At 66.4% G+C, this 18,795-nt stretch carries 11 protein-coding genes and 1 pseudogene; 6 read left to right on the top strand and 6 right to left on the bottom strand.

Going from position 1 to position 18,795, the window contains the following annotated elements:
• Window positions 1–84: 84 nt before the first annotated feature.
• The 5 genes and pseudogenes from ACO1XS_RS11590 to ACO1XS_RS11610 form a co-directional block, all read right to left on the bottom strand.
• A pseudogene (locus ACO1XS_RS11590) lies at window positions 85–327 on the bottom strand (DUF2249 domain-containing protein); the annotation flags it as partial.
• Complete coding sequence (locus ACO1XS_RS11595) at window positions 324–1,451, bottom strand: hypothetical protein (RefSeq protein ID WP_486390741.1); 1,128 nt, start codon at window positions 1,449–1,451, stop codon at window positions 324–326. The gene ACO1XS_RS11595 and the pseudogene ACO1XS_RS11590, both read right to left, overlap by 4 nt.
• A gap of 5 nt (window positions 1,452–1,456) precedes the next feature.
• Window positions 1,457–1,795, bottom strand: coding sequence for a metal-sulfur cluster assembly factor (locus tag ACO1XS_RS11600; RefSeq protein ID WP_486390742.1), 339 nt, complete (start codon window positions 1,793–1,795; stop codon window positions 1,457–1,459).
• A gap of 96 nt (window positions 1,796–1,891) precedes the next feature.
• Window positions 1,892–4,180, bottom strand: coding sequence for a nitric-oxide reductase large subunit (locus ACO1XS_RS11605; RefSeq protein WP_486390743.1), 2,289 nt, complete (start codon window positions 4,178–4,180; stop codon window positions 1,892–1,894).
• Window positions 4,181–4,570: 390 nt separating this feature from the next.
• A complete protein-coding gene (locus ACO1XS_RS11610; RefSeq protein ID WP_331573376.1) occupies window positions 4,571–5,152 on the bottom strand; it encodes a DJ-1/PfpI family protein in 582 nt (193 codons plus the stop codon).
• Between the two features lie 182 nt (window positions 5,153–5,334).
• Here ACO1XS_RS11610 and ACO1XS_RS11615 point away from each other — a divergent pair, with 182 nt between their 5' ends.
• From ACO1XS_RS11615 to ACO1XS_RS11625, 3 genes are all read left to right on the top strand, one after another.
• Complete coding sequence (locus tag ACO1XS_RS11615; RefSeq protein ID WP_331573378.1) at window positions 5,335–5,787, top strand: Rrf2 family transcriptional regulator; 453 nt, start codon at window positions 5,335–5,337, stop codon at window positions 5,785–5,787.
• 117 nt (window positions 5,788–5,904) lie between these two features.
• On the top strand, window positions 5,905–6,549 hold the full coding sequence (locus ACO1XS_RS11620) for an NAD(P)-dependent oxidoreductase (protein WP_486390744.1): 645 nt from the start codon (window positions 5,905–5,907) through the stop codon (window positions 6,547–6,549).
• Between the two features lie 134 nt (window positions 6,550–6,683).
• Window positions 6,684–6,887: a hypothetical protein gene (locus ACO1XS_RS11625; RefSeq protein ID WP_331573380.1), complete on the top strand. Its 204-nt coding sequence runs from the start codon at window positions 6,684–6,686 to the stop codon at window positions 6,885–6,887.
• Between the two features lie 21 nt (window positions 6,888–6,908).
• Here the strand turns inward: ACO1XS_RS11625 and ACO1XS_RS11630 are convergent, their stop codons facing one another.
• Window positions 6,909–9,182 (bottom strand): FUSC family protein, encoded by a 2,274-nt coding sequence (locus ACO1XS_RS11630; protein ID WP_486390745.1) that lies wholly within the window; start codon window positions 9,180–9,182, stop codon window positions 6,909–6,911.
• 249 nt (window positions 9,183–9,431) lie between these two features.
• Between ACO1XS_RS11630 and recC the strand changes: the two genes are divergently transcribed.
• Genes recC through ACO1XS_RS11645 form a run of 3 tightly spaced genes read left to right on the top strand, consistent with a single transcriptional unit; the run spans window position 9,432 to window position 18,738 of the window.
• Entirely contained in the window at window positions 9,432–12,827 is a 3,396-nt protein-coding gene (gene recC / locus ACO1XS_RS11635) for an exodeoxyribonuclease V subunit gamma (RefSeq protein WP_486390746.1), read from the top strand.
• Window positions 12,824–16,609 (top strand): exodeoxyribonuclease V subunit beta, encoded by a 3,786-nt coding sequence (recB, locus tag ACO1XS_RS11640; RefSeq protein WP_486390747.1) that lies wholly within the window; start codon window positions 12,824–12,826, stop codon window positions 16,607–16,609. The genes recC and recB overlap by 4 nt, the downstream gene beginning before the upstream one ends.
• The gene (locus ACO1XS_RS11645; RefSeq protein WP_486390748.1) at window positions 16,606–18,738 is read left to right on the top strand and encodes an AAA family ATPase; all 2,133 of its coding nucleotides are present in this window, start codon (window positions 16,606–16,608) and stop codon (window positions 18,736–18,738) included. The genes recB and ACO1XS_RS11645 overlap by 4 nt, the downstream gene beginning before the upstream one ends.
• Window positions 18,739–18,795: the final 57 nt, after the last annotated feature.

Genomic DNA, 18,795 nt, shown 5'->3' on the forward strand with positions numbered 1-18,795 from the left:
GCTGCAACCGCACGCGCCGGTTCCACCGCCTGCGCATCCGGCAGCCGACGCTTGCGCGGGCGCCGCGCTTTCGTTCGGCGCGAGCCTGATGCCGAAGTCGATCACGACACGCTCCGGTGTGCGCTCCACGTATTCGATGTGGACCTGATCGCCGTACCGCTGTTGCATTTGATTCAGCAGCGGCAGAGGATCATGGTCGTTGATGAAGCGCATGGTCTCCCCATGGTCGAGCGTTTCGAGCGCCCCGAAAATGGCGGCGTGGCGCAAGCGCTTCGCAATGCCGCGCACATCGAAGGCATAGGTCGTATTGGGATTGGCATTGGTCATTGCGGACTCCTGAGTGGAAGTGACATCGACGAGAACATGACGACGATGAACAGTGCCAGCGCCGCGGCGTTGCCGATTGCGCCGGCGCGGTGTAGCACAAATGCCTGCGCGAGCGCGCCGCCGATGCGCAGGGCGAGCGCCGCATGCAACGCAGCGAGCGGCAGATAGAAGAGAGGGCGATAACGCACGCGCAGCCGTGTGAGCGCCGGCAGGACGATCGGTGCGTGCCCGAGCGCCATCGACATGACGAAGCCGAGCGTGAGCGCATGCAGCGCCGCGTCGTGCCACGGATGCCCGGCGTCCCATGAACCGAACAAGCCGAGCACCCCGCTCAATGCGAGCCAGCCATAGCCCGACAACAGACAGACGGCAATAAAACGCGTGAGTCCGCGCTGACGCACGGTAACGCGCGCGACGTCATGGCGGGTCAGCCATAGTGCCAGTGCGACCAGCGCTGCGGAGAATGCGCGCAACGCGGGCTCCGGCGCATACGGCGAGGCACCGGCTGAGAGGAAGATGACGACGGCGATGGCGACGAACGTCACCCGCGCGCGCGGTGGGGTTCGCCGCATGCGCGTGAGCTCGAGTCTTTCGGCCGCGATCGTCAAGACGAGAAACGCCAGCCAATTCGGCACGGCCTGCAGCGGTGCCTGAGTCGCGAGCCACATAACGTTGCCTGCCCACCAACTCGACACGCCGAGCGCGAGCACGAAAAGATGCAATGCCGGCTGCCGGCGAAGCAACCCGGCCATGCTCGCAAGCGCGGCCGTCGCCGCGATGACCAGAAGAGCCTGGGCCCAGGCGGGCGGCGCGCCGGCCAGCAGCACGAGGCCCGCGGCGGCTGCGCACGCGGGGGCACAGAGGTGCTGGCCTGCCCGGAGCGCGACCGCGCGCTCGAGACTGACGACTGCGCCGAAGAAGACGGGCAGGACGAGCACACCGTGCCAAGCAGCGCTCGACAGCGCGTGGGGAGGCAGGGCGATGCCGAAGCGAGCGAGACCGGCTGCAATGCCGCATACGAACGCGACAGCGATGGAGCCTGCGAACGCGAGCCGCACGCCCGTTTGCGCGGCGCGCCTCCACGATGCGCGGGCGCCGGTTTCGGCTGTACGGGCAGGCGACATATGCTTCAATCGTCGCTCCAACCTAGCGTATCGCGAGCGGCGTCGCTCATCATCTCGGGCTGCCACGGCGGCTCCCAGACGAGATCGATGTCGACGATCGTGCCCACCTGCAACGCGGCATCGATGACCGCGTGCACGTCGTCGAGAATCGACTGCCCCATCGGGCAGGCGGGCGAAGTCATGGTGATCGCGATGCGCCAGCCTTCGGTACGCTGCTCGATGTCGTAAACGAGCCCGAGATCGACGATGTTCACGCCGATCTCCGGATCGATCACGTGCTGCAGCGCCTCGCGAATCTGCTCGCGCGCCGACGGGGCGCTGGTAGGGATCGGTAAGGGCTCCATAGTCGTTCTCCGCGGGGCTTTATTGAGCGTGGGACGGTTGGGCGGCCGGACGCGAGCATCCGGCCGTCAGGGCGTGGGGCGCGTGCCCGCGTCGTCTCAGACGCGATGGGCCGCGCGTTCGACGGCTGCCTCGGCCGGATGTGCGGGCCGCACGCGGCGCAGCAGACGCAGCGCGAACCAGCCCAAATAGAGCACGCCGGCAGCGAAGACGATGTCGCCCGGGACGCGGATCCACACGAGCGCCTGCATGATCGGTGCGTGCACGATCTCGGGTGAGCGCGCATACCAGAGCCCCTTGCTGACGCTGGCCCACGCCTCGTAGATGCCCGAGGGCAGGATGGAGAGGAACACCATCATGAACAGGCCGATGTTGAGCATCCAGAATGCCGGCTTGAGCAGCGTGTCGTCCCACGCTTCGCGGGGCGACAGGCCGCGCAGGCAGAACAGCATGAGCCCGATACCCAGCATCCCATAGACGCCGAACAGGGCAGCATGGCCGTGCGCGGGCGTCATGTTGAGCCCCTGTACGTAGTAGAGCGAAATCGGCGGGTTGATCGAGAATCCGAGCAGCCCGGCGCCTACGGTGTTCCATACGCCCACGGCGACGAAGCACAGGATCGCCCACTTGTACGTTTGGACCCACGGTGCGGCCTGCGTCTTGCGATAGGTTTGCCACCCTTCGAGGCCGATGAGCGCGAGCGGTACGACTTCGAAGGCCGAGAACACCGAGCCCACCGCGATGACGGCCGTCGATGCGCCGGTGAAGTACAGGTGGTGCAAGGTGCCCAGAATGCCGCCGAACAGGAATACGATCGTCTCGAGCACGATGGCGCGGTTGGCCGTTTCGATGCGGATGAGGCCCAGTCTGGAGAAGATCAGCGCGATGACGGCGGTTGCGAACACTTCGAAGAAGCCTTCGACCCACAGGTGCACGAGCCACCATCTCCAGTACTCGATCATCGAGTAATGCGTGTGTTGGCCCCAGGCGAGCGAAGTCGAATAAAAGGCACCGATGCAAGCCGCCGACAGGAACACCATGCCGATGAGTCCGCGCCCGTTCGTTTCGCGGTTCTTCAGCGCGGGCATCAATGCACGTCCCATCAGCACGAGCCAGAACAGCAGGCCGACGAACAGCAGGATCTGCCAGACGCGGCCCATGCTCGTGTAGGCGAGCCCCTGATTGCCGATCCAGAAGCTGTAATCGGTGCCGCGATGCTGTAGCGTGCCGAGCCAGCCGCAGACGGTCGACCCCACTACGATCACGAGCAGCGCGTAAAACAGCACGTCGACGCCGAGCTTTTGCAGCTTCGGTTCGTGCCCTGAGAGCAGCGGAGAGATGTATAAGCCCGTTGCAAGCCAGGCGGTGGCGATCCAAAGCACGCCGAACTGTGTATGGATGGTGCGGCTCGCGACCCATGGCAATACGTTTGCAAGCGGCAGCCCGAAGAAGCTGTGGCCTTCCACCGCATAGTGGGCGGTGATCGCGCCCATGCCGACTTGCGTCAACAGCAAGCCGATGACGACATAGAAGTATTTCTTCGTTGCCTTCATCGACGGCGTGGGTTTGACGTTGAAGAGCGGATCCTTGGCGGGGGCCGCCAAAGACGCTTCGCCTTCGTTATGTGCCGAGTGGTACCAGATCATGCCGGCGATGCCCGCGAGCAGCAGGATCACACTGGCGACGGACCACATGCCGTTGGCAACGGTCGGGTTGTTGTCGACGAGCGGCTCGTGTGGCCAATTGTTCGTGTAGGTGATTCCCGTTTGTCCGGGGCGATCGGTGGTGGCCGACCAGGCCGACCAGAAGAAGAACGAGGCAAGCGCCGCCCGATCGTCGGCACGTCTGACGGAAGCGGCATTCATCGCGTATTGATCGCGTAGCGCATCGAGCGACGGGTCGTCGCCGAACAACGCTTCGTAGTGCGCCGCGACGTCGCGCACGGCGCTCGCGCGCTCGTTGCTCAGCGTGAGGCGGCCCGTCGAAGCGTCGTAGCGATTCGCGCGCATTTCGCGCTTCAGGCGTGCGTCGAGCGTTCCCTGCCGATCGTCCGTCAGCGCGGCATAGGGTTGCTCGAACTGCAGCTTAGCCCAGTTCTCGCGCAACTGCAGCGCTTCGCGATGGAGCCAGTCGGCCGACCAGTCGGGCGCCACGTAGCTGCCGTGGCCCCAGACGGTGCCGAGTTGCTGTCCTCCGGCCGCGAGCCATACTTGCTGGCCGCGCTTGATTTGATCGCCGGTGAACAGCACTTGACCGCTCTGATCGACAACCGCGCTCGGAATCGGCGGGGCGGCCAGATAGATCTCTTTTCCGAGCCAAAGCAAGGCGGCGAACGATAGCAGGCAGACCAGGCCCAACCATCTCCATAAGCGTCGTGTCGATTGCATATCCTCTCTCCTGGAGGGTGAAGTGCAGGGATGCCATTGCCTGCGGGTCGATCCGTTTGCAGTGGCTGAAAGATGTATTCGAAATACATGTTAACGGGCATCATAGAGTCGCCTTTTGATCTAGGTAAAGGTTCGTGTCGGTCGGTAAGCGGGTGGTCTGCACGTTCGCCATCCGGGAACGTCGATGTTTGCGGGGGTGCGCGGGGTGTCGCGTTATTTCGCCGCAGGTACCGGTGTGCAGGCGATGAAGTGGCCTGGAGCGGGCCGCGTCCGGGCGCTGGAACGCGTCGTTTTGGAGGGGAGGCTGGAGTGTGAGCAAAGCCCCCGTTGTCGGGGGCTCAATGTCGGTGTCGCCCGTGGAACGCCGGGCGCTGTGAACGCCGAGTGGGTTTACAGCTCGATACGCGTGCCCAGCAAAACGAGGAACTGCCTCAACCATTCGGGATGCGCGGGCCACGCCGGTGCCGTGACGAACGGCGTGTCGGTGACGGCCGCATCCACAGGAATATCGGCGTACTCGCCGCCGGCCAGCCGAACCTCGGGCGAGCAGGCCGGATAGGCCGAAATGCGCTTGCCCCGAATGACGTCGGCCGCCGCCAGCAGTTGCGCCGCGTGGCAAATCGCCGCAATCGGCTTTTTATCGTTCGCGAACTGCTGCACGAGCGATATCACCTTCCGATCGAGCCGCAAGTACTCGGGTGCGCGACCGCCCGCGATCGCGAGCGCGTCGTATCCATGCGCATCGATTTCGTCGAACGATGCGTTGAGCGTGAACTGATGCCCGGGTTTCTCGGTATAGGTCTGATCGCCTTCGAAGTCATGGATCGCCGTTTTCACTTTGTCCCCGGCCTTCTTGCCGGGGCATACGGCGTGCACGGTATGCCCGACGGCTTGCAGTGCCTGAAATGGCACCATCGTTTCGTAGTCCTCTGCAAAATCGCCGGTCAAAAAGAGAATCTTCTTCGCTGCCATGGCTTTCTCCTGTCGGTACCTACGTTGGGACGGAACGAGCACGGCAAAGTGTACTCCGGCTCATCGACGCAGCGGCGGCAGCAGCGCACGTATCCTCGAGTACTTGCCCGCGACAGAAAATGTAATTATTATGGTTACATTATTTGGGGGCGCGGACGCCGGACCGGGAGTGAAAGCGGGAAATGAATACGAGCAGCCGTTTCGCTTACGCCGTTCACGTACTGGCGTTGCTGTCGCTGCAAGAGGGCGTGCCGCTTTCGTCGGAGATCATTGCGGGCAGCGTGAACACGAATCCGGCGTTGATCCGGCGCCTGCTTTCCATGCTGGCCGCAGCCGGGCTGACCACGGCGCAATTGGGGGCGGGCGGCGGTGCGCTGCTCGCTCGCGAGCCGAAGGACATCGCATTGGTCGATGTCTACCGCGCTGTCGATGACGGCAAGTTGATCGGCTTGCATCGGGATACGCCGAATCCCGACTGCATGGTCGGCAGACACATTCAAGCGGTGCTCGTCGAAGTCGTCGACGCCGCCGAGCGGGCTCTCGAAGCATCGCTTGCTTCGCGCACGCTGGCGGATGTCACGGCTGGCGTGCTGTCGGCGCACCGAAAGGAAGAACAAAAACGGCGGCGGGGGTAATGCAGTCGAGCCGACGTCAGTCGGCCATCGATAAAGCACGAATCGGGCGGGGATCGCACCCTGCCGTTTTTTTCCGGTAATGTGTAACCAATGCAGTTACTAATCAGGAGAGCAACGATGCAAAAGAATCTGAAGATCGCACTTTTTGGCGCAACGGGCATGATCGGCTCGCGAATCGCTGCCGAAGCGGCACGGCGCGGCCACGAGGTCAGCGCGTTTGCGCGACATCCCGAACGTGTGCAGGATGCCGCGCACATCACGGCGCGTCAGGGCGATGTTTTCGATGTGCAGGCGATGACGGCCGCGGTTGCGGGCCACGACGTAATCGCAAGCGCGTATGCACCGCCGCACGACGATGCAGGCAAGGTTGTCGATGCCGCGCGGGCGCTGGTGGCGATCGCTCGGGCGGCAGGCATCAAGCGGATCGTAGCCGTGGGCGGCGCGGGCTCGCTCGAAGTGGCGCCTGGCAAGCAGCTCGTCGATGCGGACGGATTTCCCCCGCAGTACAAGGCCTATGCACTCGCGCATCGCGACGCGCTCGGGTTTTACCGGACGGCGACCGATATCGACTGGACCTTTTTCGCACCGGCGGCCATCATCGCGCCGGGCGAGCGCAAGGGCACGTTCCGGGTTGGCACGGACAAGCTCATTGCGGACGAGAACGGCAACAGCACGATTTCGGCCGAGGACTACGCCATTGCGTTCGTCGACGAAATCGAGGACGCACGGCTTGCGCGGCAGCTCGCGACGGTGGCCTACTAAGCGGGCGAGGACGTAAGCGCAGGGAAAGCCGCGATACGGATCACCGTCTTTTGCTGAAAAGCGTAGAATGCGGCCCGCGTAGGCGGGGGTGTGCCCCGGCCTGCGCGAACCCTATTCTTTTCCGGCATTCGATCGTGAACCAACCTCGCAAGAAGCTCGACCCGACCGTGCGCGTCGCGGTGTTGATCGTCGTCGCCGTGCTGATCGTGATCGGCACGCTTTTCTATAACGCGATACGGGGCAAACTCGAGTACGACCGCGAGCGGCGTGCGACGCAAGATGTCCCGGCATCGGCCGCGGTACGCGCAGGCTCCGCCGCGGTTCCCGCCTCGCAGTAATCCGCGCGGAACGAAACGCTTTCAGTCTTCCGACAACAGAATCGTCCGCGCGTCCTTGCGGATCAGAAACGATGCGGCAAGCATCTGTTTCGCTTGCAACGCAAGCATCTTGAGTTCTTGCACGAAATCGTTCGCATGCTGGCCCGAGCGTTCGGCGTCGGTCACCATGGCATCGAGCTCACGCGTGAGCTGCTTCGTCGTTTCCGCTGGCTCGGCACTGGGCGCATCGGCCGCATGCGCGTTGGCAAGATTTTCCCGTACGACCGAGAGCGTGCGCTGCAGCGCCAGCGGGCGCTCCGATTCCTTGTCCGCAACGCCGCGTATGAGCGGCACGGCTGCCGTGATTTGCGCGGCCAGCGCATGGGCTTGCACGAGCAGATCGTTGAGTTCGGGCACGAACTTGCGATGGGCTTCCGGCTCGATCAGCATGCGCCGCAACGCTTGCGCCAAGTTGGCAAACGCGATGTGCGCGTTCTTGCGCGCAAGCCGATAACGAAAATCGCGGTCGGCCGGCGCGCCGCGCTCCGCTGCGACGGCGGCGTTCGTGCCGGCCGCCGCGGCTCCCGCTGGCTCGCCTGGCTGGCCGCCCCACCACCAAGCCGCCTCGAGATGTTGACGCGAAGTGGCGAGCAACTCCGTCACGAGCTTGCCTATGTCGCGATACTCCCAGTATGGAAACAAGCGACTCGCCGCGATCGCCAGCGCGCAGCCGACGACGGTATCGATCGCGCGCTCGCCGATGATATGCAGGCTGCCCGGCGCCAGCAGATGAAAGAGCAGCAGCACATACGCGGACGTGAATACGACGCTCGCCGTGTAATTGAAAAGCAGCAGGCTGTAGCTCATGACCATCGACGCAAACATTACCGCGAGCAGTACGTGCGGCGAGTGGACCAGCAAGATCAGCGCGATGCTGACCGCGCAGCCGATGGCCGTACCGACGATACGCTGCTGATTGCGCTGCTTCGTGAGCGAATAGCCGGGCTTCATGATGATCAGTGTGGTCATCACGATCCAGTAGGCGTTCGTGAGCGGCAGCACCCGGCCCAGCGCGAAGCCCAGGGCGACGGCGATCGTCACGCGCAAGGCATGGCGAAAGCTCGGCGAGGCCATCGTCAGGTTCGAGAAGATCTGCCGCAGCGGTACGCGCCTGCCGGAGAGAAAACGCGTCAGGCTCGGATCGAGGCGCAGTTCGGTGCGAACCGTCGGCGAATCGTCCGCGAGGCTTTTTTTCATCTTGTCGATGAGCCGGATGCCGCTCCAGATGCGCCTGAACGAAGCCGATGCGGCCGCGTAGGCCTCCGCCTTGCGCTGCGCCTGGCCTTCCTTGCGCTGCAACTCGAGTTCGTATTCGATCGCCCGCAGCTCGGCCTTCACGCTGATGCGCGATTCGGAAACGCGATTTTGCAGCACGGCAAGGCCGATCTCGTCGAGATCGAACGCCGCTTTGCGGATCAGATCGCGGTAGAACAGCATGAGGTCGGCGTTGCCGAAAGTGCGGCGCAATAGCGGGTAGTCGGTATGCGCGCCGACGAAGAGTTCATGCAGATCGACGACGTTGATGAATAGATTGAAAAGCGTGACGCGCCTTCTGTCGAGCTTGCCGCGGCGCAGCTTCGGCAGGTTGCGCAGCACGATGGCACGCGCGGCGTCCTGGAGCTCGACGGCCGCGATCTGCTTTTCGACGAGATTGCTGTAGCAGACGTCGAGATCGGCATCGACATCGTAGAACGCGGCGCGCGCGAGCAGGTATTCGGCACAGGCGAAGACGCTTTCGGCGAGCGCCTGCTTTTCGACCCGATACGCCTGCCATTGCAGCACGAGGGTGGCCCAGTACGTGTACCAGAGGCCGCCCGCGAGAATCCAGGCGGCATTGGTCAGTGCCGCGAGCGGGCTCAAGTGCTCTTCGAGCGTGACGACCATCATGAAAAGCGTCGCGAAGCCGATCTGCGGCCAGCGATTGCCATAAGCGACGGTCAGCGATAGCGCGAACGTGAGCGCGGCGACAGTGGCCCCGAGCGCGAAGACGTTGAACGTGGCGAGCCCCGTTGCGAGCGCGGCAACGAAGCCGAGCACGCTGCAGGTCAACATCTCGTTGTGCTTGTACTTGAGCGGCCCGGGCATGTCGACGACGCAGGCCCCGAGCGCACCCGTCGCGATGGTGAAGCCGAGCTCGGTATTGCGAAAGACGATCAGGCAAAGCACGGCGGGCAGCGAGACGCCGATCGCCATGCGCAGTCCACCGAAGAAATACTGACTGTAGAGGAACTTCTTGATTTCTATCGAATATCGCATCGATGTGGGAGCTGGCAGCGGATGAGCCGATTACCGGACGTTGGAGCTTGAGCCCGCGTCGAGTCTAACGTATTTGGCTGCGCGCCCGCCACTGGAAACGGCCGCGACGGTACCTGCGCGGTTCCCGCTTGCGGTGAAAGAGGCGAGGCGGCGCTCGCGTTTGCTATCCTCATGCTTTGCGCCGAAACGCGCCTTTAAGCGCTGTCCGTACGCGTTCGAAAAACGCGTACCGCCGGCTTCGCGGGGTCCATGCTTCAGCTCCTTTATTCCAATCGCTACGAGACGCTTGTCGACGCACTCAGCGAAGACCTCTCGGCCATGCCGGCCGATCCCTGGTCCAGCGAGGAACTCATCGTGCCGAGCGCCGCCGTACGCCGGCATATCGAACTCGAGCTCGCCAGGCGGCGCGGGATCTGCGCGAACGTCAATTTCAGCTATCTGGCCCAGTGGCTATGGATGCAGATCGGCCGCGCGATGGATGTGCCCGTGCATTCGCCGCTTGCGGTGGAGCGGTTGCAATGGCGCTGTTATCGGCTCTTCGGCGCGCGCGAGGGCAAGCTCGCGCAGGCGTGGCGAGCGTCGCCACGGCTTGCCGCATATCTCGCGGGGGCCGACGAGCCCATGCGCTATGAACTTGCACGCCGGGTCGCGACGCTATTCGATCATTACCTCACGTATCGCCCCGAGTGGCTCGCGCGTTGGCAGCGCGCCCAGTCCATCTTCGATGCCGACGCGCCTGCCCTCGCGGGCAGCCTGGCCGGCTCGTTGCGCGAGGACGAGAGTTGGCAGGCGGCACTTTGGCGGGCGGTGCTGGCCGAGCTTGCCGGCACGGACGACCCTCGCGCGCTCGAGCAGGCATCGCCGCCCGCGCATCGTTTTCTGGAAGTGGCGCGCAAGCTCGATCTCGACGCGGTCATGCGCGCACGCTGGCCGGCCTCGGTCAGCGTGGTCGCGCTGCCGACCATCGCGCCGCTTCATATCGCGTTGCTGCGCGAGCTGTCGCACTGGATCGACGTGCGGCTTTACGTAGTGAACCCGTGCCGCCAGTTCTGGTTCGACATCGTGAGCGAAGGCAGGGCGTTCGCGCTCGAAGCGGCAGGCACGCTCGATTTTCACGAAGTCGGCCATCCTCTGCTGGCGGAGTGGGGACGGCAAACGCAGGCGCAACTGCACTTGCTGCACGAGTTGACCGAAGGCGCGGCATCGGCGGAAGCGACCCGGTTCGTCCCGAATCCGCAGGCGAGTTGGCTCGCGAAGCTGCAAAATGCCATGCTCGATCTCGTGCCGGAGACGTCCGAGCCGCCCCCCGAGCGCGGCATCGAAGTGCACGTGTGCCACAGTCTCTCGCGCCAGCTCGAGGTGCTGCACGACCGGCTGCTGGACTGGTTCAACGCCGGTCGCGATACACCGGGCGGCAACGGCGCCTCGGCGGAGCTCGAGCCGGCCGACGTGCTCGTTGCGTGCCCCGATCTGGTCGCCGCCGCACCGCTCATCGACGCCGTGTTCGGTACCGCGCCCGCTGACGAGCGCCGCCGCATTCCTTATCGCATCACGGGCCTGCCGGCGTCGCAGGCCAACCCGGTCGCGCGTGTGCTGCTCGATTGGCTGGCGCGTGCCGATCGAAACGTGACGGCGCCGGAGCTCGTCGAGTGGTTACGCGTCGACGCGCTCGCCGCGCGATACCGCATCGATGCGGGGGCGCTCGACACGGCGCAGGCCTGGCTTGCGGCGGCCGGCGCACGCCGCGGGCTTGCGCCGGCCATGCCGACGGATCCCGATGTGCCACCGGAACGCCATACGTTCGCCGATGCGCTCATGCGGTTGTTCCTCGGCTACGCGATGCCGGATGGCGGCGAGCCCGTCGATGCCTGGTTGCCGGTACCCGGCGCGGCGGGTGCCGAAGCGGAGTTGCTCGGCCGACTCGCGCGTTTCGTCGACGATATCGAGCAGTTCATCGCGCGCGCGTCCGAGGCCGGCAGCTGCGAAGCCTGGACTGCGCTGCTCGAGCAGGCATTGCAGCGCTTTTTCGATGCGGGGCCGGGGTTTTCCGATTCGATTGCCGCCGTGCGCGATGCCGTCGATGCGACGCTCGATGCGATGCGCGAAAGCGCCGGCGACGCACGCATACCCGCGGACGTCGTGCGCGCGGCGCTCAGCGCGGCGCTCGACGACGGGGCGTACGGTGGCGTGCCCGCGGGCGGCGTGACGTTTTCGTCGCTGACGAGCCTGCGCGGGTTGCCTTACCGCGTCATCTGCCTGATCGGCATGGACGACGGCGTGCTGCCTTCCCACTCGCGTGCCGACGAGTTCGACCTGATGGCCGCGCGCCCAGCGTTGGGCGACCGGCAGCGGCGCGCCGACGAACGCAATCTGTTTCTCGATCTATTGCAGGCGGCGCGCGAGCGGTTCGTCATCACCTATACCGGCCGCAGCATTCGCGATAACGCGCCGCTGCCGCCGGCCGCGCTCGTCGACGAGCTGCTCGATCATCTGGCGCGCGTGCAGGCCGGCGCCGATGCCACCCCTGCGCAGACGCAGGCCGCGCGCGATACATTCATCGTCGAGCATCCGTTGCAACCGTTCTCGCGGGCATACTTCGAGCCAGCGACGGGCTTGTTCACCTACGATCGCGAGCGTGCGCAACTGGCCGAGCGGCTCGCGGCCGGCGAGGCCGCACCGGTGCGGCCATTCTTCTCTACGCCGCTGGCGCCCGAGTCCCTCGGACCGATCGCGTTCGCCGACTTCGCGCGGTTCTGGCGGCACCCGGCGCGCGAGTTGCTGCGCGAGCGGCTCGGCATCGTGCTCGAAGCCGCCGACGGCGAGCTTGGCGACACCGAGCCGTTCGAACTCGATTACGCGGCCCGCGATGCGCTCGCCGAGCGTTTGCTGCCGCGCCTCATCGCACACGGCGACGACGCCATGCGCGCGCGCGCGACGCGTATCGCCGAGGCGAGTCCCGAGTTGCCGGTGGGCGCCACGGGAGACGTCATGAAGCACCGCGAGCTTGCGGCGTTGACACGTCTGGCCGGCGATGTGCGCGCGCAACTGGCCGTTGGCGCGGCGCGCTTGTCGTTCGTCGTGGAGGTGACGCCGCGCTGGCCCGACACCCACGGTGTTGCGGTTTTCGGCGAGCACGATGCGGCGCTCGCGCATGGGCTCGGCGACGCTGGACCTCTCGAGTTGCATGGCGTGCTCGAGAACGTGACGAGCAATGGGCTCGTGCTCTACCGTTATGCGCGCCCCGGTGCGCGCGATTACCTCGGCGCGTGGCTCGCGCATCTGGTGTATTGCGCGGCACAGCCCGAGGGGCCCCGCCGCACGACGTGGCAAGGCCTCGGCGAGCGCTTTTCCTTCGCGCCCGTGGCGGCGCCGCACGAGATGCTCGCGCCGCTCGTGGCCCTCTTTGCCGCGGGGCGCCGCGCGCCGCTGCGCTTCTTTCCGAAGAGCGCGTGGGCGAGGATGACGGGCAGCGAGGCACAAGCGCTCGGCGTCTGGATCAGCGATCGCGTACGCGGAGAATCGGACGATCCCGCACTCGAGATCGCCTGGCGCGGTACGGCATTGACGCTCGACGAGCCGTTCGCCGCACTCGCGCGTCTCGTGTTCGAGCCGCTCTTGAAGCACCTCGAAGGGGTCGCGGCATGAGCGGCGCATCGGTAGTAGCCGCTCCCGTCTTGTCGCCGCCCGCCGAGCTCGACGTCTTCACGTGCCCGCTCAGCGGCATCAATCAAATCGAAGCGTCGGCCGGTACCGGGAAGACCTGGAATATTTGCGCGCTCTATGTACGGCTTTTGCTCGAACGCGACTTGAACGCCGACCAGATTCTGGTCGTCACGTTCACGAAGGCGGCGACAGCCGAATTGCACGAGCGCATCCGGACACGTTTGGCCGAACTGGCACGCGCAATCGAAACGGGCGAACCGGGCGGCGACGCGTTCGTCGCTCGCCTTTTCGAGACAGTGTTGGCCGATGCGGACGCAGCCGCGCTCGAGCAGGCCGGCAGGCGCATTCGGCGCGCGCTGTCCACTTTCGATCAGGCCGCCATCCATACGATTCACGCGTTTTGCCAGCGCGCATTGCAAGAGGCGCCATTCGCGGCCGCGATGCCGTTCGCACTCGAACTGGAAGGCGACGATACCGGACTGCGATTCGAACTGGCGGCCCGGTTCTGGCGCACGCGCGTCGAGCCCGTCGCCGCGGCGCATCCGGCGTTCGCCGCGTGGCTCGTCGCGCATGGCGCGGGTCCGCAGGTGCTCGATGCACAGCTCACGCGGCGGCTCAAGAAGCCGCTCGCGATCATGCGGTTCGGCCCGCTCGGCGGCTCCACGGCCTCGACGGACGCGGCCGCCGACGCCGACGAGCGGCGGATGCAAGCCCACTTCGACGAGGCATGCACGCTATGGAGCGGGGAGCGCGAGCGCATCGTGCAACTGCTCGAGGACGCGCAAGCCGCGCTCTCCCGCACGACACACAAGCCCGAGGCGGTGGCGGCCGCGCTCGACGCATGGGCTCGCTATTTCGTGGAGGGCGACTGCCATGCGGCGCCACCGCGTGCCGCGTTGAAGCTGACGGCGTCCGCGCTCGAGAAAGCGACGAAGGCCAAGTTCGTCGCCCCGACCCATCCGTTCTTCGCGCTGGCCGACGCGCTTGCGGCCGCCGTCGATGCCGCCGAGGCAGCCCATCGCCGGCGTTGGCTCGCACTCGTCGCCGAATGGCTCGAGACGGGGCCGGCCACGCTCGCCGCGGCCAAGCGCTCGCGGCGCGTCGTCTCGTTCGACGACCTGCTGTCGAATCTGCACGATGCGCTCGTCGCTCACCCCTGGCTGGCGCAGGTGTTGCGCGCGCGCTATCCGGCCGCACTGATCGACGAATTCCAGGATACCGATCCGCTGCAGTTCGCCATCTTCGAGCGAATTTTCGCGCGCGGTCCGAGCGGGCCGGCGCCGGTCTTTCTGGTCGGCGATCCGAAGCAGGCGATCTATAGTTTTCGCGCGGCCGATCTGCATACCTACCTTGCCGCGCGCGCCGCGGCGAGCTCGCGCTACACGCTGGCGGTCAATCAGCGCTCCACGGCGCCGCTCGTCGATGCCTGCAACCGCATCTTCAGCGCGAATCCGCGCGCGTTCGTGCTCGACGGGCTCGACTATCTGCCTGTGCGAGCCGGCAAGCGCGAACGTGCGCCGCTCGTCGACGGTGCCGCCACGGGCGAGGTCGACGCGTTGCGCTTATGGATGCTGCCGTCCGGCGAGGCGACGCTCATCAAGCGCGACGCGCAACGGCAGGCGGCCGAGGCGAGCGCGGCCGAGATCGCACGGCTCTTGCGCGGTGCGCGCCAGGGATCGGTGACGCTCGGCGAGAGACCGCTCGCGCCGGCCGACATCGCGGTTCTCGTGCGCACGCACCGGCAGGGCAGCCTCGTCAAACGCGTGCTGGCCGGATGGGGTATCGGCAGCGTCGAGCTCGCGCAGGCGTCGGTTTTCGCGACGATCGATGCCGCGCAACTCGAACGCGTGCTGCTCGCGATCGACATGCCGGGCGATCTGCGTCGGCTGCGTGCGGCGCTGGCAGCCGATTGGTTCGGCCTCGACGCGGCCGCGCTGGCCTCGCTCGAAGCGCTGGCCGACGCGGCGACGGCAACCCATGCCGATGATGCGACGGCCTGGGCCGAGCGCTTTGCACGTTATCGATCGCTGTGGCACGAGCGTGGTTTCGCGACGATGTGGCGGACGCTGATGCGCGAACTCGGGGTTGGCCGGCGGCTCATCGCCGGCCGCGACGGCGAGCGCCGGCTGACCGACGTCAATCATCTGGCGGAGCTCGTTGCCGCGCAGACGGCGGTGCATCCCGGTATTGCGCCGACATTGCGCTGGCTGGCCGCGCAGCGGGACCAGGGTGGGGGAGACGATGCGCAACTGCGGCTGGAATCCGACCGCGATCTCGTGCAGATCGTGACGGTCCACAAGTCGAAAGGGCTGGAATACGCGCTCGTCTTCTGCCCGTTTCTCAATGACGGTGCGATGCAGCCGTCCTCGGGCGGCGGCTTGACCGACGCCTGCGAATACCATGAAGAGCAAACCGGTGGTACGGCGACGGTGCTGCACTTTGGCTGCGAGGGCGACGACCTCGAGCGCGCCGAGCTCGAGGCACGGCGCGAGGAAGCCGCGGAACGCGCCCGCCTGATCTACGTCGCGCTGACCCGCGCGGTGTACCGTTGCTACCTCGTCGCAGGGCCTTATCTGTCGTCGCGCTCGACGAAGGAATCGCGTCGTAGCGTACTCAATTGGTTCGTTGCCGGCGATGGTGAATGCGCAAGTTTCGACGATTGGTACCGGGAGCCGCCGGATGACACGGTCACGACTCAACGGTGGGAAGCACTGGCTCACGGACCCATTTCACTGGAACCGCTGCCGGTGCCTGCGGGGCGTGCGCCGCTCGAGCGCGAAAGCTCGCAAGGCCAGCGGTTCGCGGCTCGCACGAGCCGGAGGTTGGTGAACGAGACCTGGCGGATCGCGAGCTTCAGCTCGCTCGCGTCGGGGGTGTTGCACAGCATGCCAGGTCCCGTCGAAGACGAGCCGCGTCCGGACCACGATGCGCAGGCGGCCTTCGATGCCGGGATAGCCGCGTCGGACGCCGAGCCGGCTGAACCGTTTGCGGCGATCGTGGCGCGCCCGGCGGTTGCTGTCGCCGCTGACGACATTCTCGATTTTCCGCGCGGCGCGGCGGCCGGCGAGTGTCTGCACCGACTTTTCGAGTTGGCCGATTTCACTGCGCCGGCAAGCTGGCCGCAAGCGATCCAGCGCGCGCTCGCGGAACGCCCCGTGCCGGCCGATGCGCAAACGGCGCACCGGATGCCGGCAATGATGGCCCGCATGCTGACCGAGGTGGCGAGCCGGGAGCTCGCGCCGGGCCTGAGCCTCGCATCGCTCGACGCCGAACGCCGCTTCGTGGAATGGCCGTTTCTCTTTGCGTGTCCCTCGCTCGATCCATCGGTGCTGCGGCGCTTGCTCGTCGCACACGGATACCCCGACGTGGCGCTCGAAACCGGTTTGCTGACCGGCTTCGTCAAAGGATTCGTCGACATGATCGTCGAGCATGAAGGGCGTTACTGGATCATCGATTGGAAATCGAACCATCTCGGTGTCGAGCCCGACGATTACGGTGTGGCCTCGCTCGAGGCGGCAATGACGGCGCACGCTTACCATTTGCAGGCGCTGCTCTATACGGTCGCGCTGCATCGCTATCTGAAGACGCGCAAGCGAGGCTACGACTACGACGTGCACATCGGTGGCTACCTTTATGTGTTCTTGCGCGGTGTACGGGCCGGCTGGCATGACGGGGAGTTGCCGGCAGGCGTGTATCGGCGCTTGCCGGCGCGCGCGCTGATCGAAGCGCTCGACACGCTGTTCGGCGCGGGAGGAAACGCATGAGCGACCCCTTGCGCGCCCCGATCGCCGCACCGGCCGATTTCGCGACGGCGCTTGCCGTCGGTTTCGCACGCCGCATCGGCACGCTCGCCGAACGGCTCGGCGCGGACCCGTCGAGCGTCAGATGGGCGCGTCGCGCCGCATTCGCGGCAAGCCGCGCGACGCAGGCCGGCCATGTGTGTTTGCCGCTCGCGCGGCTGGCGCACCGATACGGCGCCACGCTTGCCGAAGTACGTGCCGCGCTCGCCGCGAGCCGTATCGTCTCGGATGGCGACGACGAGGCCGATGCGTTGAGGCCGCTCGTCGTCGATCGAGCCGCACGGCTTTATCTCGCCCGCTACTTCGATTACGAGCGCAGGCTCGGCGCTTCGATCGTGGCGCATGCGCGCCATTCCAATCCGCAACTCGACGAATCGGCGCTCGCCGCAAGCCTCACGCGTTACTTCGGTCCCGCCGGCGGCGACGAAATCGACTGGCAGCGCGCGGCGGCCGCGCTGGCGCTTGCGGGCCGCCTGACGGTGGTGAGCGGCGGCCCCGGCACGGGCAAGACGACGACCGTCGTCGGCATGCTCGCGTGTCTCGTCGATATGGATCCGACATTGTCGATTGCGCTCGCCGCGCCAACGGGCAAGGCGGCGCAGCGCATGCAGGAAGCGCTCGCGGCGCGCGCGGCCAGCTTGCCGCCCGGCATCGGCGAGCGGCTGCCCGCGCGTGCACAAACGCTGCATCGTTTGCTCGGTGTTGGGCAGGGTGTGCGGCCGCGTTATCGCCGCGACAACCCGTTGCCGTGCGATGTGCTCGTGGTCGACGAGGCGTCGATGATCGATGTGGCGATGGCCGCGCAGTTGTTCGACGCGCTCGCGCCGCAAACGCGCCTCATATTGCTCGGCGACAAGGATCAACTTGCGGCGGTCGAGGCGGGCGCGGTGTTCGCGGAGCTGAGCGCGGCGCCGGCGTTCAGCGAGGCGGGTATTGCGCGCATCGCTCGCGCGACCGGGGCGGATCTCGTGTCAGTGGGTCGGGCGCTGCCCGCGACGGGGCCGCAGGCGGCCGATGTCGCGGCGATGTCGACCGAGGCCGACGAGACGGCCGGGTCGCTCGACGACGATGCGTTTCTGTCGAGGGACGACGAGTTGGCGCTCGATTGGGCAGCGCCGTGGGAGCTTCCCGCGGACCCGTACCTGGACTACGAGATTCATGCCGCCGCTGCAAGAGCGGAGCCGGCTGACTCGACTCAGTCCGCCGCGGTCCGCGAGGCGGATGATGCGTTGCCGCCCGACGGGCCGCCGCTGGTCGATTGTGTTATCTGGCTCGAGCGCAATTACCGCTTCGGGCTCGATTCTCCCGTGGGACGTCTGTCGCTGGCGATCCGCCGCGGCGACGTCGCCGCGGCGCTTGCGTCGCTGTCGCCGGTCGAGGCCCCGAGCGGGAGGGCACCCGCCGCCGCGACGCTCGATGAGGATAGTGCAACGATACTCGCCGCACAGACGGTCGAGCGGCTCGCACAGGGTTTCGAGCGCTATATCGCGGCGCTCGGCCACGCGCTCGACGAGGCGAAACCGGACCCCGAGCCGCTTTTCGAAGCGCTCAACGCCTATCGCATCCTCTGTGCGACGCGCGTGGGCGCCCGCGGGGTGGATGCGCTCAATACGCTGATGGCAGCGCACGTACGGCGTGCCGCGCGCGTGCCGCTCGCGCCGGGTGCCGCATGGTTCGCCGGCCGTCCGATCATGATCGCGCGCAACGACTACGCGCTTGGCCTCTTCAACGGCGACATCGGCGTGACGCTGCCCGGCGAGGGCGGCGTGCTGCGCGTGTACTTCCGCACGGCCGACGGCGGTTTTCGTGCGGTATCGCCCGCGGCATTGCCGCCGTGCGACAGCGCGTTCGCCCTGACGGTGCATAAATCGCAGGGTTCCGAATTCGACGAGGCCGCGCTCGTGCTGCCGGCGTCCGCGAACCGCGTGCTGTCACGCGAACTCGTCTATACGGCGGTCACGCGTGCACGAGTGTCGGTACGCCTCGTCGGCGCGCGCGCGGTGCTGGCCGATGCGATCGCGATGGCCGGCGCCCGCGATTCGGGGCTCGCTGCGCGCATGGCCGAAGCGATGCGCACGAGGGATAACGGGTGAGGGCGGGGATGCGCGATGCGCCGCAACGGTTCGGCAGCCCCTGGCACCCGTGTCTTC

The organism is Trinickia sp. (genome assembly GCF_057351765.1).

Bases quoted from the DNA above. Each gene is read 5' to 3' on its own strand.
- ACO1XS_RS11595 (WP_486390741.1), bottom strand. From the start codon at position 1,451: ATGTCGCCTGCCCGTACAGCCGAAACCGGCGCCCGCGCATCGTGGAGG.
- ACO1XS_RS11600 (WP_486390742.1), bottom strand. From the start codon at position 1,795: ATGGAGCCCTTACCGATCCCTACCAGCGCCCCGTCGGCGCGCGAGCAG.
- ACO1XS_RS11605 (WP_486390743.1), bottom strand. From the start codon at position 4,180: ATGCAATCGACACGACGCTTATGGAGATGGTTGGGCCTGGTCTGCCTG.
- ACO1XS_RS11610 (WP_331573376.1), bottom strand. From the start codon at position 5,152: ATGGCAGCGAAGAAGATTCTCTTTTTGACCGGCGATTTTGCAGAGGAC.
- ACO1XS_RS11615 (WP_331573378.1), top strand. From the start codon at position 5,335: ATGAATACGAGCAGCCGTTTCGCTTACGCCGTTCACGTACTGGCGTTG.
- ACO1XS_RS11620 (WP_486390744.1), top strand. From the start codon at position 5,905: ATGCAAAAGAATCTGAAGATCGCACTTTTTGGCGCAACGGGCATGATC.
- ACO1XS_RS11630 (WP_486390745.1), bottom strand. From the start codon at position 9,182: ATGCGATATTCGATAGAAATCAAGAAGTTCCTCTACAGTCAGTATTTC.
- recC (WP_486390746.1), top strand. From the start codon at position 9,432: ATGCTTCAGCTCCTTTATTCCAATCGCTACGAGACGCTTGTCGACGCA.
- recB (WP_486390747.1), top strand. From the start codon at position 12,824: ATGAGCGGCGCATCGGTAGTAGCCGCTCCCGTCTTGTCGCCGCCCGCC.
- ACO1XS_RS11645 (WP_486390748.1), top strand. From the start codon at position 16,606: ATGAGCGACCCCTTGCGCGCCCCGATCGCCGCACCGGCCGATTTCGCG.